The organism is Amycolatopsis sp. NPDC004747, assembly GCF_053601335.1.
In genome coordinates this window covers 1-15,240 of sequence record NZ_JBSGBQ010000037.1, presented here as the reverse complement: position 1 = coordinate 15,240, position 15,240 = coordinate 1, and the positions used below count along the sequence as shown (strand labels likewise).

Below are 15,240 nucleotides of genomic sequence, written 5' to 3'. Positions count from 1 at the left end.
CGGCCCGTCGCTTACGCTCTGCCTCGTGCGCACGGCTCGGATCGCTTCGGCCCTCCTGATGGGGGTGGCCGTCCTCGCGTATTCGGGCTGGCTGCTGGAATTCTTCCGGCCCACCGGCGTCTCCCCGGTGCACGACCCGGCGGAGGCGCTGCTGGCCGGGCCGCCGGTGTTCCGGCTCCTGCTCGCGGTGGCCGGCGTCGCGTTCGTGCTCGCCGGGCCGCCGCTGCACCGGCTCGGGCCGGTCCAGTGGTCGGCGCGGCTCAGCTCGATCTCGGTCAGCGCGTTCGGCGTGCTCGTGCTGCTGCAGGCCGCCTACCCCGAGCGCGCCGGCGTGCTGTCGTCGCTGCTCAGCATCGTCCTGGTGGCCGGGGTGATCAGCCTGATCCTGTGGTGGCCGCCGGGCTGGCGCGCGCTCGCGGTCACCGGGCTGGTGCTGGTGCTGGCCACCTGGGTGGCGGTCGTGCTCGCCCACCAGCTGGACGCCTACGAGGGCGTCTTCTCGCGGGCCCAGCTGGTGGTCCGCGCGGCCCTGTACGGCATCGGCGGGGCGTACGCCTTCGTCAAGCCGGCGCCGCGGCACGCCCACCGATAGCGGAATTCCGCCCGAAAACGTCGGTGCCGGGTGGCACTATCGCCGCAAGTGATTCCGAGCGGAAGGATCGACATGGCGGGGAACGTGCGCCCGGTGGCCGACGAGCGTGACGGGCTGCTGAGCTTCCTGGAGCAGCAGCGGTACGTCCTCAGGTTGGCGGCCCACGGGCTGACCGACGAGCAGGCGAGAACGGCGCCGACGAAGAGCACGCTGACGGTGGGCGGGCTGATCAAGCACGTCGCGAGCACCGAGCACGGCTGGATGGACACGGTGCTGCAGGTGCCGCAGAAGCCGTTCGCCGAGTCGATCGCGGAGTACGAAGACGCGCACCGCCTGCGCCCGGACGAGACCCTGGCGGGCGTGCTGGCGTGGTACGACGAGGTGGCCGCCCGCACCGCGGAGGTCATCGCGGGCATCGAAGACCTCGGCCAGGCGGTCCCGGTGCCGAAGGGCGTGCCGTGGTTCCCGCAGGACGTCGACGCGTGGTCGGTCCGCTGGGTCCTCCTCCACCTGATCCAGGAGACGGCCCGCCACGCCGGCCACGCGGACATCATCCGCGAGCACGTCGACGGCGGCACGGCCATGCCCCTGATGGCCGCGGCCGAGGGCTGGCCCGAGTCCCCCTGGATCAAGCCCTGGACCCCGACAACCCAACCCGCCTGACCCGCCCCCCAGGCACGCGTGTCGTCCGTCCAGGTACGCGTGTCGTCCCTCCGGGTACGCGAGTCGTCCGTCCAATCACGCGTGTCGACTCCCTGATCACGCGTGATGCCCCTCCAATCACGCGTGATGCCTCCCCGGACACTCGTGATGCCCCGCCGAGCCCACCTAAGGAGGTTCAGAACAGCGTCGGCTCGTCCGCAAGCGCGCCCTCGATCACGAGCATCCGGCGTTTCGTCCCGACCCCGCCCCGCGCCGAGAACCCGCCGTCCTTCCCGCCCGCCGCCAGGACCCGGTGGCACGGCACGATGATCGGGAACGGGTTGTGCCCCATCGCCTGCCCGACGGCCTGTGCCGACCCGGGCTGGCCGAGCCGGTGCGCGATGTCGCCGTACGTCAGCGTCTTGCCCGGCGGGATCGTCCGCGCGACCTCGTACGCGCGCCGGTTGAACTCCGGTACGCCCGAGAAGTCCAGCGCCACCGAAGCCAGGTCCTGACGCACCCCGCCCAGCAGCGCCACGATCCCGTCCACCGCCTCCTGCACCGCAGCCGGCGGCGTCCCCTCGACGGCGTCAGGGAACCGCCGGGCCAGCCAGGCGCGGGTCCGCTCCGCGCTCCCTTCCGGCAGCGACGTCCCGATCACGACGTCGTCGCGCCAAGCCAGCCCGCACGCGCCGATCGCCGTTTCGAACACCGTGAACCCCGTTGTCATGCCGTCCAGCCTACGACCGAAGAGGGGTACCGCCCCGCCGCAAATGATCGCTAAGTTCGGTTTGGGCGAATTCGAGGAGGACGCGTGCGGCGAATCATCCTGGCGACAGCGTTGCTGCTGGGCCTGATCGCGACGCCGGCGGCCGCCGAGTCGCTGGTCATGCCGCACGTCGTCGTCACGCACCACACCTCGTGGGCCGAGCTCGCCATCAGGAAAGCCCGCGGCACGGTCGTCGCGAGCTACCCGCAGATCGGCGTCGTCGCCTACACCGCGAACGACGACTTCGCGGCGAAGCTCCGCCGAACACCCGGCATCGACGCCGTCGGCGCGACGCGCACCGCGAAGATCCCGAGGGAGTTCTTCGCGCCCCGCAAGGACCTCCGCTACACCGGGCCGAATTCGCCGAACTCCGGCCAGGTCCCGCCCGAGGGCACCGCGTGGGACGTCCCGGCGCTGCACCTGCCCGAAGCCCATCAGGTCACCGAAGGCAGCAAACGCACCCTCGTCGGCGTCCTCGACGTCGGCGTCGACGACACCCACCCGGAGCTCGCGGAAGCGTTCGACCGCAAGAACTCCGTCTCCTGCCTGTCCGGCTGGCCCGACCGCGGTCCCGGCGCCTGGCGGCCCACCCTCGACGGCCACGGCACGCACGTCGCGGGCACGATCGCCGCGGCCCGCAACGGATCCGGCGTCGTCGGCGTCGCGCCCGGCGTCAGGATCGCCGCGGTCAAGCTCGCCGAGCTCGACGACAAGGAGACGGCCGAGAGCATGGTCTGCGGGTTCGTCTGGGCCGCCGAGCACGGGTTCGCCGTGACGAACAACAGCTACCGCTCGATCCCGTGGCGCTACAACTGCGACGACCAGCCGGACCAGGCCGCGGCGAAGCTCGCCGTCGGCCGGGCGGTCGCGTACGCGCAACGCCGGAACGTCCTCGTCGTCGCCTCCGCGGGCAACGCCGGGATCAACCTCGACACCCGCTCGGTGGACAAGGAAAGCCCGGCCGACAGCACGCCGGTGGAGCGCCGGATCGACCCGAGCTGCACCCGGCTGCCGCACGAACTGCCGGGCGTCGTCGGCACCGGCGCGCTCGACGAGAAGCTCGGCAAAGCCACTTTCTCGAACTACTCGGCGTCCCGGATCAGCGTCGCCGCGCCCGGCGCGCGCGTCTGGTCGACCTGGCCGAACGGCGAATACCGGTCCGCGAGCGGGACGTCGATGGCGGCGCCGCACGCCAGCGGCGTCGCCGCGCTGATCGCGAGCGAGCACCCGCACTGGAGCGCCGAACGCATCAAGCGCGCCCTCTACGCCACGGCGTCACCGCTGCCCTGCCCGGACACCACCTGCGCACCCACGGACGCAGGAACCACCTACTACGGCCACGGTGTGGTCGATGCGGCGCGGGCCGTCGGCGCGGGATGATGGCACTCGTGCTCGATCACCTCGTCTACGCCGGTCCGGATCTCGCCGCCGCCGTCGCCCGGGTCGCCGCGCTCACCGGGGTCACGCCCGCGCCCGGCGGCCGCCACGTCGGCCTCGGCACCGCCAACCACCTCGCCGACCTCGGCGCGGGGATGTACCTGGAGGTCATCGGCCCGGACCCGGACCAGCCGGACCCCGAAGGGCCCCGGCCGTTCGGCATCGACGAGCTGACCGAGCCCGCGCTGGTCGCCTGGGCGGTCCGCACCACGGACATCGACACGACGATCGCGAAAGCCCGCGCCCACGGCTTCGACCCGGGCGACGCGACGGAGATGTCCCGCGAAACCGGCGACGGCGAAACGCTGCGCTGGCGCCTGACCCCGCCGAGCGTCCCGGGCACCCTGCACCCGTTCCTCATCGACTGGGGCTCGACGCCGCACCCGACCACGCGGGACCTGCCGTCCCTGCCGCTGCTGATGGTCACCGGCACGCACCCGGACCCGGATTCGGTGCTCGCGGTGACGGACGCGCTCGGCCTGGAGCTGCTGGTCCGCCGGGCGCCGAAAGCCGGCCTGACGGCGGCCCTCCGGACCCCGGAAGGCCGCCAGGTCGCGCTGAGCTGAAGGCCCGAGCTAGGCCTTACCTTCGCGCCACAGGTTGGTCATCGGCAGCCGCCGGTCGCGGCCGAACGCCTTGAACGTGATCTTCGTGCCCGGCGGGTACTGGCGCCGCTTGTACTCGGCCTTGTCGACCATCCGCACCACGCGGTCGATGGTCTCCGGGTCGAAGCCCGCCGAGACCAGGTCCGCGTACCCGCGGTCGCCCTCGACGTAGTCGTCGAGGATGTCGTCGAGCAGCTCGTAGTCCGGCAGCGAGTCGGTGTCCACCTGGCCCGGCCGCAGCTCGGCCGACGGCGGCTTGGTGATGGAGTTCTCCGGGATCGGCGGGGTCTCGCCGTTCTTCACCGCTTCCGCGTTGCGCCACCGCGCCAGCTGCCACACGTGCGTCTTGAAGACGTCCTTGATCGGGGCGAACGCGCCGACCGCGTCGCCGTAGATCGTCGAATACCCGACGGCGAGCTCGGTCTTGTTCCCGGTGGCCAGCACCAGGTGACCGTCCAAGTTGGACAGTGCCATGAGCAGCATGCCCCGCGTGCGCGCCTGGATGTTCTCCTCGGCCAGGCCGGTCAGGGAAAGCTGGTCGACGTACACCCGGACCATGTCCTCGACCGGTTCGACGCGGTAGTGCGCGCCGATCCGCCGTGCCAGGTCGGCGGCGTCGTCCTTCGAGTGCCCCGACGAGTACTTCGACGGCATCGAGACGCCGTAGACGTTGTCGCCGCCCAGCGCGTCCGCCGCCAGCGCCGCGCAGACCGCCGAGTCGATGCCGCCGGAGAACCCGAAAATCACCGACGAGAAGCCGTTCTTGTGCACGTAGTCCCGCAGCCCGACGACGAGCGCGTGCCACACCTCGGCCTCGTCGGACAGCGGCTCGCTGATCACCGGCTCGGCGGACGCCGGGTACGCCGGCAGCGGGTCCGAGCTCAGCACCCGGCGCCGGACGTGCAGGCCTTCGAGCTCGCCGTCGGCGGCGTGCCCGCCCGCGGCGAGGTCCATGTCCAGCACGAGCAGGTGCTCGACGAACTGCGGCGCGCGGGCCAGCAGCGTGCCGTCCGCGCCGACGACGAGCGAGTCGCCGTCGAAGACGAGGTCGTCCTGCCCGCCGATCTGGTTGGTGTAGACCAGCGGCGCGCCCGCTTCGGCCGCGCGGCGGGCGATCAGCGGCAGCCGCTGCTCGTCCTTCGACCGCTCGTACGGCGACGCGTTCGGCGCCACGACGAGGTCGACGCCGGCCCGGCCGAGCGCCGAGATCGGGCCGCCGTCCTGCCAGATGTCCTCACAGATGACCATGCCGATGTCGAGCCCGTGGAACCGGACGACGTCGAGCGTGGTGCCCGCCTTGTACCAGCGGTGCTCGTCGAAGACGCCGTAGTTGGGCAGGTGGTGCTTGAACTGCCGGGCGACGACTTCGCCGCGGTAGAGCGCCGCGGCGGCGTCACGCGGGCCGACCTCGTCGAGGTCGAGGTAGCCGATGTAGGTGAGCACCTCGCCGCAGCCGGCTTCGTCGAGCCGGCGCGCCAGCGCCTCGACGCCCTGCCGCGAGGCGGCGGCGAAGGTCTTGCGCAGCGAGAGGTCCTCGATCGGGTAGCCGGTCAGGGACATCTCGGGGAAGACGACGACGTGCGCGCCGGCTTCGGCGGCCCGCCGCGTCCACTCGACGTGCAGCTCGGCGTTGCCGTCGAGGTCGCCGACGGTGGGGTTGACCTGGGCGAGCGCGATGCGCAGTTGCGGCATGCCGCCATTCTGTCCCACGGTCACCCGGAAGGCCGAGCGAATGTGGGGGAAATCGAAGGCCCCCGCCCGGCGAACCGGACGGGGGCCTCGGCAGCCGAACGGCTACTTCCGCTTGATCATGCTCCGGACCTTCTTGATGGTCTGCTCGAAGTCCGAATCGAACGGGTTGTCGTGCACCAGGTAGGTCCACGTCGTGTTCGCGCGCCGCACGCCCGCGTCGCCGAGGTCGATGCCCTCGTCGGTCAGCTCCGCCTCTTCGAGCGTCTTCGCCGCGCGCGAATCGGCCTCCGCGATGATCTTGTGGAACTCCGGGATCGCCGCGCGGTGGAACTCGTCGAGCGGGGTCTCCCGGGCCAGGGCGCGCAGGTGGATGCTCTCCCGGACGTCGGTCAGGTACGCCAGGTGGTCCGACCACAGCTGGTCGATGTGGAACAGCAGCACCTCGCGGCACACCTGCTCCAGCTTGTCCTGGTCGTCGAGCTTCGCCTCGAGTTCGCTGAACTTCTCCGGGTGCGCCTTCTCCAGCACCTCCGCCGCGTACGCGGTGCGAAGCACCTTGTCGCGGTGCACCAGCAGGTCACGCCGCTGCCGCTCGATCAGCCGCGTGTAGCGCCAGGTGTTGCGGTGGATTTCCAGGTCGACACCTTCGGCAACGCGCTGGGCGTGGTTGAGCTGCCGCAGCGCCGCCGGGTCCTTGATCTCGCCGGTCTCTTCGTCGTCGACGATGCCCTCGGGCACGTCCGGTGCGTTCGACAGCACCAGCTCGTCGTTCAGGCTCGCGAAGAAGATCGCGCTGCCCGGGTCGCCCTGACGGCCGGAACGGCCGCGCAGCTGCCCGTCGAGGCGGCTCGACGGGTACCGCGCGGTGCCGATGACGTGCAGCCCGCCCAGTTCGACGACCTCTTCGCGGGTGGCGCCGTCGGTGCCGCCCAGCCGGATGTCGGTACCGCGGCCGGCCATCTGCGTGGACACGGTGACCGCGCCCTTCTTGCCGGCCTCGGCGATGATCGCGGCCTCTTCGGCGTCGTTGCGCGCGTTGAGCACGACGCACTCGAGGTCGACCTTCGCCAGCTTTTCGGCCAGCTCTTCGGACTCGGCGACGTCCTGGGTGCCGACGAGGATCGGCCGCCCGGTCTCGTGGACCGTGCGGATCTCCTCTTCGATCGCCCGCAGCTTCTGGGACGGCGAAGCGAAGACGCGGTCCTCGAGGTCCTCGCGGATGTTCGGGGTGTTCGGCGGGATGACCGCGACCTCGAGCTCGTAGAACTCGCGCAGCTGCTCGGCGACGGCGACCGCGGTACCGGTCATGCCGGCGACCTCCGGGTACCGCGCGAGCAGCGCCTGGACGGTGATCGAGTCCAGGATCTCGCCGCGGTCGGTCGCGGTGACCTGCTCCTTCGCTTCGACGGCGGCCTGGAGGCCGTCCGGCCAGCGCTGCAGCTCGGCGACGCGGCCGCGGGCGGCGTTGATCAGCTGGACCTTGCCGTCGCGGACCAGGTAGTCGACGTCGCGGGTGAGCAGCGCGTGGGCGTGCAGGGCGACGTTCACGGCGGCCAGCCGGTCCGACGCCTGCTCGTTGAACAGGTCGTCGACCTCGATGCCGAGCGACTTCGCGACGACGGACGAGCCGGCGTCGGTCAGCCAGGCGTTGCGGCCTTCGCTGTCGGTCTCGTAGTGCAGGTTGAGCCGCAGCCGCCGGACGATCTTGGCGACCTCCTCGTCGGCGTCGCTGCGGTCGATCGAGCCGGCCATCACCAGCGGGACGCGGGCCTCGTCGACCAGCACCGAGTCCGCCTCGTCGACGATCGCCACCTCGGGGGCGGGCTGGACGAGGTCGTCGACCGAAGTCACCAGCCTGTCCCGCAGCACGTCGAAGCCGATCTCGGCGACCGCGCCGTACGTGACGTCCTTGGCGTACGCCTCGCGCCGCTCTTCGCGCGAGTGCGACGGCTCGACCCAGCCGACCGACACGCCGAGCAGGGCGTACACCGGGCCCATCCACTCCGCGTCGCGGCGGGCGAGGTAGTCGTTGACGGTGACGACGTGAACGCGCTTTCCGCGGATGGCGTACCCGGCCGCGGCCAGCGCACCCGCGAGGGTCTTGCCCTCACCGGTCTCCATCTGGACGACGTGCTTGGTGAGCAGGCCCATCGTGCCCAGCACCTGCACGTCGAACGCGCGCTCGCCCAGCGCCCGCCGGGCGGCCTCGCGGCCCAGCGCGCACACCTCGATCAGCTGGTCGTCGCCGAACGCGGTGTCCTTCAGCGTCTCGCGGAGCTTGCCCGCCCGCTCGGTCAGCTCCTCGTCGGAGAGCTTTTCGAGCTCGGGTTCGAGCTTTTCGACCGCGGGCAGCAGTGCTTCGTAGCGGGTCAGCTCGACGCTGCCCGGCCGCTGGATGATCCGGCGGAGCTTCTTGCCCATCCGGCTGATCAGTGCTGCCACCCCTGGTCTCCCGTTCTCTCTCGCTCGACCGGCCTCCACCACCCAACGCGACGGTGGTGCGTTCGAGTTCCGCGGCCGGATGGGACGATCCAACCGTGTTCCCACATCCCAGCGCCAGGTCCCATCGTCGCCGGATCACCGCGATCGCGACGTCCGTGCTGCTCGCGGCCTCGCTGGCCGCGTGCACGTCCTCCGGCAAGACCGAGCCGCCCGCGCCGACGACCGAGTCGCACCCGCCGTCCGGGCCGGTGCCCGCCGGGCTGGAGCGGTTCTACGGCCAGAGCCTGAGCTGGGCCGACTGCGCACCTTACGCGACTTCCGAAGACGCGCGATCGGCGTTCCAGGCGAAGGACGTCCAGTGCGCGCGCCTGACCGTGCCGCTGGACTACGCGAAGCCGGCGGGGGACACGATCACCCTGGGCCTGCTCCGCCGCAAGGCGACCGGCGACAAGATCGGCTCGCTCGTGGTCAACCCGGGCGGGCCGGGCGCGTCGGGCATGGTCGCCGCCGCCGGCCTCGGCAAGCCGGTGACCAGCACCGGCCTTGGCAAACGCTTCGACCTGGTCGGTTTCGACCCGCGGGGGATCGGCGCGAGCCAGCCGGCCATCCACTGCCTGACCGACCAGGAGCGGGACGCCGACCGCGCCGACGACAGCGAGACCGACGGCTCGCCGGCGGGCGTGCTCAAGCAGGAATCGCAGGAAAAGGACTTCGCCGCCAAGTGCGCCCAGCGCACCGACGACGGCACCGGGATGCTCGCCAACGTCGGCACCCGCGACGTCGTGAAGGACCTGGACGTCCTCCGCTCGGTCCTCGGCGACGAAAAGCTCACCTATTTGGGCTACTCCTACGGCACCCGGATCGGCTCGGCGTACGCCGAGGCGTTCCCGAAGAACGTCCGCGCGATGGTCCTTGACGGCGCGGTCGACCCGGAACAGGACGCGGTCGAGTCGCTCGTCGCGCAGGGCCAGGGCTTCGGGACGGCGTTCACGCAGTTCGCGAAGTGGTGCGCCGGCCAGCAGGACTGCGCCCTCGGCGCGGACGCCGGCGGCGCGGTCACGGCGTTCCAGCAGCTCACCCGGCCGCTGATCGACTTCCCGGTGCCGGTCGGCGACGGCCGCAAGCTCTCCTACGAGGACGCCACCACCGGCGTCATCCAGGCGCTCTACCAGGAGAGCCTCTGGGACACCCTGAACACCGGCCTCAACGAGCTGAAGCAGCAGCGCGGCGCGACGCTGGAGAAGCTCGCCGACATCTACAACGAGCGCGACTCCGACGGCAAGTACGGCACCACGCAGGACGCGTTCACGGCGATCCGCTGCGTCGACGACCCGCGCGTCACGGACCCGCAGGTCATCCTCAAGGCGCAGGAGGAGTACGTGAAGGTGGCGCCGTTCCTCGACGACGGCCGCCCGGCTTCGGCGGCCCGCGACGCCTGCGCGTTCTGGCCGGTGCCGAACACCTCCGAGCCGCACGTGCCGAACGTCGAAGGCCTGGCGAAGACGCTGGTCATCTCGACGACCAACGACCCGGCGACGCCGTACCAGGCGGGCGTGAACCTCGCGAAGGGCCTGAAGGGCGCGCTGCTCACCTTCGAGGGCACCCAGCACACGGTGTTCCTGCAGGGCGTGAAGTGCGTGGACGAGGCGGGCACGGACTACCTGGTCGACGGCACGCTGCCGCCGGACGGGAAGCGCTGCTCGGGGCAGTAGTCACGCCTGCTTGGTCAGCGACAGCTCGATCATCACCGGGCTGAGGTGCTCGCCGGACGGCGGGATCTGCACCCACAGGCGCACGAAGCGCCGTGGCCCGCCATCGTCGGCGACCCAGACCTTGGCGGTGATGTCGGCGCTGACCTGCGCGAGGACGTCGTGTGCGACGGCGGCGGGCACCCGGCCGCCGACTCGCAGGGCGGGCGCGCCGTCGACGTTCTCGCGGCCCTCGGTCCTGGCGTCGGTCACCCCGTCGAGCAGCCGTTTCAGGCCGCCGGCCGGGCCGAGGAAGGCGCTGACCGGGTACGGCGGTTCCTGGCTGTCGCGCACGTCGAAGGGGAACTTGGTGTGCCCGTCCCCGTCCTGGACGTCGGCCGTGCCGGTCGCGCGGCCGCCGTCGTCCAGGGTCGCGTCGCCCTCGATCTGGCGGAGCGGGAAGCCCGGCAGCACGCCGTTGACGCCGGCGGCGAAGTGCACGCTCCGCACCGCGGCGAACGCCGTCGCGGCCTCGCGGACCAGGTCGGCGCCCGCCGGGAACGGCCCGCGCGTGTCGGGTGACCCGGTGCAGCCGGCCGTCAGGAGAAGCGCGAGCAGCAGCGCGAGGCGGGGCATGGCGTGAGCCTACTGATGGCCCGAATCTTGCGGATGATGTCCTTCCGGCCACTTCCGCCGTCCCGCGCGCGCGGTGAGACTGCCTGAGTGACCGTTGAGACCCGTCCTGCCCCGAAGCTGCACCGCGCGTGGCTGATCGCCGGTGCCGCCTTCGTCGCGCTGCTCGCCTCCGCCGGCTTCCGCGCCGCCCCCGGCGTCCTGATCGACCCGCTGCACGAAGAGTTCGGCTGGTCCCGCACCACCATCAGCTCGGCCGTCTCGGTGAACCTCGTGCTCTTCGGCCTCTTCGCGCCCTTCGCGGCCGCGTTGATGGAGCGGTTCGGCATCCGGCGCGTCTCGGCGACGGCGTTGACCGTCATCGCCCTCGGCGCGGGCGGCACGGTGTTCATGACCGCGAGCTGGCAGCTCGTGCTCTGCTGGGGTGTCCTGGTCGGGCTGGGCACCGGCTCGATGGCCATGGGCTTCGCGGCGATGGTCGCGACGCGGTGGTTCGTGCAGCGCCGCGGCGTCGTCACCGGCGTCCTGACCGCCGCGGGCGCCACCGGCCAGCTGATCTTCCTGCCGCTCATCGCGAACCTGGCGGTGACGTCGGGGTGGCGCACGGCGTCGCTGGTCATCGCGATCGCCGCGCTCGCCGTCGTCCCGGTCGTCCTGCTGGTGATCCGCGACCACCCCGCCGACGTCGGCACCACCGCCTACGGCGCGCCCGCCGGCACCGAGATCGCGCGGCCGGCGCCGAAGACCGGCTCGGTCCGCCGCGCCCTGTCCGTGCTGGGCCAGGCCGCCCGCACCCGGACGTTCTGGCTGCTCGCGGTCGGCTTCGCGATCTGCGGCGCGACGACCAACGGCCTGGTCGGCACCCACTTCGTGCCGGCCGCCCACGACCACGGCATGCCGCAGACGACCGCGGCGAGCCTGCTGGCCCTGGTCGGCGTCTTCGACGTCGTCGGCACGATCTTCTCCGGCTGGCTCACCGACCGCATCGACCCGCGGATCCTGCTCGGCGTCTACTACGCCCTGCGTGGGCTCTCGCTGGCGTTGCTGCCGCAGCTGTTCAGTGACTCGGTGCAGCCGAGCATGTGGGCCTTCATCCTGTTCTACGGCCTCGACTGGGTGGCCACGGTCCCGCCGACCGTCGCGCTCTGCATCCGCGCCTTCGGCGACGCCGGCCCGATCGTGTTCGGCTGGGTCTTCGCCTGCCACCAGCTCGGGGCCGCGTTCGCCGCGTCGGCCGCCGGACTGGTCCGCGACCAACTCGGGAACTACACGCTGGCCTGGTACTCCGCCGCTGTCCTGGCCGTCATCGCGTCGGTCGCTTCGCTGGCCATCACCCGCGCGAAGAAACCCGTCCCGGTACTCGCAACGTGACTTACGCGGCCACGGCGCGTCGTGAAACATGCCGTTAACACGCTGTGGTTAGGGTGCGGCCATGGATCGCCAGCAGGAATTCGTGCTCCGCACGCTCGAGGAGCGCGACATCCGTTTCGTCCGACTCTGGTTCACCGATGTGCTGGGGTTCCTCAAGTCCGTCGCGGTCGCGCCGGCCGAGCTCGAGGGCGCTTTCAACGACGGGATCGGCTTCGACGGCTCCGCCATCGAGGGCTTCGCGCGCGTCTACGAATCGGACATGGTCGCCAAGCCCGACCCGTCGACGTTCCAGGTCCTCCCCTGGGAAACCCCCGAAGGCGGCCCGTACTCGGCGCGCATGTTCTGCGACATCGCGATGCCCGACGGCTCGCCGTCCTGGGCGGACCCGCGGCACGTGCTGCGCCGCCAGCTGTCGAAGGCCGCCGAAGCGGGCTTCACCTGCTACGTGCACCCCGAGATCGAGTTCTTCCTGCTCTCGACCATGCCCGACGACGGCAGCGAGCCGGAGCCCGCGGACAACGGCGGCTACTTCGACCAGGCCAGCCACGCCACGGCCACGCACTTCCGGCGGCACGCCATCGAGACCCTGGAAGCGATGGGCATCTCGGTGGAGTTCAGCCACCACGAAGGGGCACCGGGCCAGCAGGAGATCGACCTCCGCTACGCCGATGCGCTGACGATGGCCGACAACGTGATGACGTTCCGCTACGTCGTCAAGGAGGTCGCGCTGACCCAGGGCGTGCGCGCGACCTTCATGCCGAAGCCGTTCACCGACCAGCCCGGCTCGGGCATGCACACGCACGTCAGCCTGTTCGAAGGCGACCGCAACGCCTTCTACGACGCCGAGGACCCGCACGAGCTGTCGGAGACCGGCAAGGCCTTCGTCGCCGGCGTGCTGCACCACGCCAAGGAGATCTCCGCGGTCACGAACCAGTGGGTGAACTCCTACAAACGCCTGATCAGCGGCAGTGAGGCCCCGACGACGGTGTCGTGGGGGCGGGCGAACCGCTCGGCGCTCGTCCGGGTCCCGATGTATTCACCCGGAAAGGCGTCATCCCGCCGGGTGGAGATCCGTACCCTGGACTCGGCGTGCAACCCGTACCTGGCGTACTCGGTCATCCTGGCCGCGGGGCTCAAGGGGATCGAGAAGGGCTACGAGCTGCCGCCGCCCGCCGAGGACAACATCTGGCAGCTGAGCGACGCCGAGCGCCGTGCCGCCGGTTACTCGCAGCTACCGCAGAACCTGGGAGAGGCCCTGTCCGAGATGGAGAAGTCCGAACTGCTGCCGGAAGCCCTCGGCGAGCACGTCTACGACTTCTTCCTCCGGAACAAGCGGGTGGAGTGGGACAACTACCGCAGCGCGGTCACCCCGTACGAACTCCGAACCCTCCTGCCGGTGCTCTGATGGGGCGGCGGCCGGTGTTCCTCGCGATCCTGGCCGCCGCACTCGTCCTCGTCCCCGGGGCACCCGCTTCCGCCTCGCCGAAATTCGACCTCGACGCCGCCGACATCCCGGCGCTGCAGGCGCGGATGGCGTCGGGCCGGCTCTCGGCCGTGAGCCTGACCAGCACTTACCTCGACCGGATTCACCGGATCGACGGTAAGGTCAACGCGGTCCTGGCCCTCAACCCGGCGGCTCTCTCGCAGGCCGCGGCCAGTGACGCGCGACGTCGTGCGCACCACCTGCGTGGCCCGCTCGACGGCATCCCGGTGCTGGTCAAGGACAACGTCGACACGCGCGACCAGTGGACGACGGCCGGGTCCCGGGCCCTGCGCAGCCACCCGGCCGCGGACGCCACGTTGATCACCCGGTTGCGGGACGCCGGCGCGGTGATCCTCGGCAAGGCGAACCTCTCCGAATGGGCGAACTTCCGCGCCGCGAAGCCGACGTCCGGCTGGTCGGGCGTGGGTGGGCAGACGAACAACCCGTACGTGCTGGACCGCAACCCGTGCGGCTCGTCCGCGGGGTCCGCGGCCGGCGTGGCGGCGTCGCTGGCCCAGGTGGCGATCGGCTCGGAGACCGACGGCTCGATCGTCTGCCCGGCCGGGATGACCGCGACGGTCGGCCACAAACCCAGCCTCGGCCTGGTCAGCCGCACCGGCGTGGTGCCGATTTCGGCCGAGCAGGACACCGCGGGCCCGATCGCCCGCAACGTCGTCGACGTCGCTTTGACGCTGTCGGTCCTGCAAGGTCGTGACCCCGCCGATCCGGCGACTGCGGAGTATCCGCGGACCCAGCCGTCGGAGTACGCGAAGTACCTCCGGCCGGGCGTCCTGCGCGGCGCCCGGATCGGCCTCTGGCGCCTGCCGGTCCTCGGCCCGGCGACCGACGCGATCATGACCTCGGCCCGGAACTCGCTGGTCAAGGCGGGTGCGACGGTCGTCGAGGTGACGTTGCCCTACCAGGACCGGCTGCTCGAGCTGGAGTTCCCGGCGCTGCTGACGGAGTTCCACCGCGACATCGACGCCTACCTGGCGACCCGCCCGTCCGGGCCGCGGAACCTGGCCGAGCTGATCGCGTACAACCGCGCCGATCCGCTGGAACGGACGTGCTTCGCCGGACAGGAGCTGTTCGAGCAGGCCCTGGTCGCGCCGCCGCCCACGGACCCGGGTTACCTCGCCGGCCGCGCGGCGCTTTCCGACCTCGCGCGCCGGTCTCTGGACGAGACCCTCGCCGCGCACCGGCTGGACGCGATCGCGTCGCCGACCAACCCGCCGGCGTGGAAGACCGACTGCGCGGTGGGCGACAACGACGTGATCCCGTCGTCGACGCCGGCCGCGGTCGCGGGCTACCCCGACGTGACGGTGCCGGCCGGGTTCGCCGGCGCGCTGCCGGTGGGGATTTCGTTCATGGGGGCGAGGTGGTCCGACGCCCGGATGCTCGCGTTGGCGGCGGACTTCTCGCGGGTGGCTCCGGCGCGGGTTCCGCCCCGGTATCTGCCGACCCTGCCGTCGTAGCCGTCTGTAAGCACTCTGACCTGCGGCGATGCCGTTAAGTGACCCCCCTGTTTTGGCCCGGTTCCGGGGCATGTAATCTTCTCTTCGTCGCCAGGAACACCGGGTCACACCGGGGCCGCAAGCCCCAAGAGACCAGGCCGGGACGAGCGGGTTGACACCGCGGATCGGACCGGGTAATGTTCAGCGTCGGCCCACGAGCGGCCGCCGACCCCCTACGACTAAGCCCGTAGGCTGAGGCATGCTCGACCAAAAACTTGTGAATATCGCTTGGAACAACTGCCGAGGATTTAGCCGCCGATAAAGCGGATGGATTCAGAGTGTGTTGCTTGAGAACTCAACAGTGTGCTAGTGAACTAAGCCAGTAGAGCTTATATGAAACCCCTCGTCGGGGTTTCCTTTGAGAGCAATACA

The 15,240-nt window shown here is 71.2% G+C and carries 12 protein-coding genes; 8 read left to right on the top strand and 4 right to left on the bottom strand.

Annotation, left to right across the window (positions count from 1 at the left end; translation table 11 throughout):
• Positions 1 to 25 precede the first annotated feature (25 nt).
• Positions 26 to 592 (top strand): hypothetical protein, encoded by a 567-nt coding sequence (locus ACWEGE_RS39250; RefSeq protein ID WP_449665554.1) that lies wholly within the window; start codon positions 26 to 28, stop codon positions 590 to 592.
• A gap of 72 nt (positions 593 to 664) precedes the next feature.
• Positions 665 to 1,255 (top strand): DinB family protein, encoded by a 591-nt coding sequence (locus tag ACWEGE_RS39245; protein ID WP_449665553.1) that lies wholly within the window; start codon positions 665 to 667, stop codon positions 1,253 to 1,255.
• 175 nt (positions 1,256 to 1,430) lie between these two features.
• On the opposite strand, the gene ACWEGE_RS39240 is transcribed toward ACWEGE_RS39245, so the two are convergent.
• On the bottom strand, positions 1,431 to 1,964 hold the full coding sequence (locus ACWEGE_RS39240; RefSeq protein ID WP_449665552.1) for a methylated-DNA--[protein]-cysteine S-methyltransferase: 534 nt from the start codon (positions 1,962 to 1,964) through the stop codon (positions 1,431 to 1,433).
• A gap of 84 nt (positions 1,965 to 2,048) precedes the next feature.
• Between ACWEGE_RS39240 and ACWEGE_RS39235 the strand changes: the two genes are divergently transcribed.
• Together ACWEGE_RS39235 and ACWEGE_RS39230 are read left to right on the top strand one after the other, a co-directional pair.
• On the top strand, positions 2,049 to 3,383 hold the full coding sequence (locus ACWEGE_RS39235; protein WP_449665551.1) for a S8 family peptidase: 1,335 nt from the start codon (positions 2,049 to 2,051) through the stop codon (positions 3,381 to 3,383).
• 8 nt (positions 3,384 to 3,391) lie between these two features.
• Positions 3,392 to 4,006, top strand: a complete 615-nt coding sequence (locus tag ACWEGE_RS39230) for a VOC family protein (RefSeq protein WP_449665550.1) — start codon at positions 3,392 to 3,394, stop codon at positions 4,004 to 4,006.
• A gap of 9 nt (positions 4,007 to 4,015) precedes the next feature.
• On the opposite strand, the gene ACWEGE_RS39225 is transcribed toward ACWEGE_RS39230, so the two are convergent.
• Positions 4,016 to 5,737 carry an NAD+ synthase gene (locus tag ACWEGE_RS39225; protein WP_449665549.1) on the bottom strand — a complete coding sequence of 574 codons (1,722 nt, stop codon included), beginning with the start codon at positions 5,735 to 5,737 and terminating at the stop codon, positions 4,016 to 4,018.
• A gap of 102 nt (positions 5,738 to 5,839) precedes the next feature.
• Positions 5,840 to 8,179, bottom strand: coding sequence for an accessory Sec system translocase SecA2 (secA2, locus tag ACWEGE_RS39220; protein ID WP_449665548.1), 2,340 nt, complete (start codon positions 8,177 to 8,179; stop codon positions 5,840 to 5,842).
• Between the two features lie 155 nt (positions 8,180 to 8,334).
• Here secA2 and ACWEGE_RS39215 point away from each other — a divergent pair, with 155 nt between their 5' ends.
• On the top strand, positions 8,335 to 9,891 hold the full coding sequence (locus tag ACWEGE_RS39215; RefSeq protein ID WP_449665620.1) for an alpha/beta hydrolase: 1,557 nt from the start codon (positions 8,335 to 8,337) through the stop codon (positions 9,889 to 9,891).
• Here ACWEGE_RS39215 and ACWEGE_RS39210 read toward each other — a convergent pair whose 3' ends face one another.
• Positions 9,892 to 10,503, bottom strand: coding sequence for an LppX_LprAFG lipoprotein (locus tag ACWEGE_RS39210; RefSeq protein WP_449665547.1), 612 nt, complete (start codon positions 10,501 to 10,503; stop codon positions 9,892 to 9,894).
• An 87-nt stretch (positions 10,504 to 10,590) separates the two neighbouring features.
• Between ACWEGE_RS39210 and ACWEGE_RS39205 the strand changes: the two genes are divergently transcribed.
• The 3 genes from ACWEGE_RS39205 to ACWEGE_RS39195 all read left to right on the top strand — a co-directional run bounded on the left by ACWEGE_RS39205 (position 10,591) and on the right by ACWEGE_RS39195 (position 14,829).
• Positions 10,591 to 11,871, top strand: a complete 1,281-nt coding sequence (locus ACWEGE_RS39205; RefSeq protein ID WP_449665546.1) for an MFS transporter — start codon at positions 10,591 to 10,593, stop codon at positions 11,869 to 11,871.
• Positions 11,872 to 11,932: 61 nt separating this feature from the next.
• On the top strand, positions 11,933 to 13,276 hold the full coding sequence (gene glnA / locus ACWEGE_RS39200; RefSeq protein ID WP_176172827.1) for a type I glutamate--ammonia ligase: 1,344 nt from the start codon (positions 11,933 to 11,935) through the stop codon (positions 13,274 to 13,276).
• The gene (locus tag ACWEGE_RS39195; protein WP_449665545.1) at positions 13,276 to 14,829 is read left to right on the top strand and encodes an amidase; all 1,554 of its coding nucleotides are present in this window, start codon (positions 13,276 to 13,278) and stop codon (positions 14,827 to 14,829) included. Before glnA ends, ACWEGE_RS39195 begins: the two co-directional genes overlap by 1 nt.
• The last annotated feature ends 411 nt before the right edge of the window (positions 14,830 to 15,240 follow it).

Bases quoted from the DNA above. Each gene is read 5' to 3' on its own strand.
- glnA (WP_176172827.1), top strand. From the start codon at position 11,933: ATGGATCGCCAGCAGGAATTCGTGCTCCGCACGCTCGAGGAGCGCGAC.
- ACWEGE_RS39210 (WP_449665547.1), bottom strand. From the start codon at position 10,503: ATGCCCCGCCTCGCGCTGCTGCTCGCGCTTCTCCTGACGGCCGGCTGC.
- ACWEGE_RS39245 (WP_449665553.1), top strand. From the start codon at position 665: ATGGCGGGGAACGTGCGCCCGGTGGCCGACGAGCGTGACGGGCTGCTG.
- ACWEGE_RS39240 (WP_449665552.1), bottom strand. From the start codon at position 1,964: ATGACAACGGGGTTCACGGTGTTCGAAACGGCGATCGGCGCGTGCGGG.
- ACWEGE_RS39225 (WP_449665549.1), bottom strand. From the start codon at position 5,737: ATGCCGCAACTGCGCATCGCGCTCGCCCAGGTCAACCCCACCGTCGGC.
- ACWEGE_RS39195 (WP_449665545.1), top strand. From the start codon at position 13,276: ATGGGGCGGCGGCCGGTGTTCCTCGCGATCCTGGCCGCCGCACTCGTC.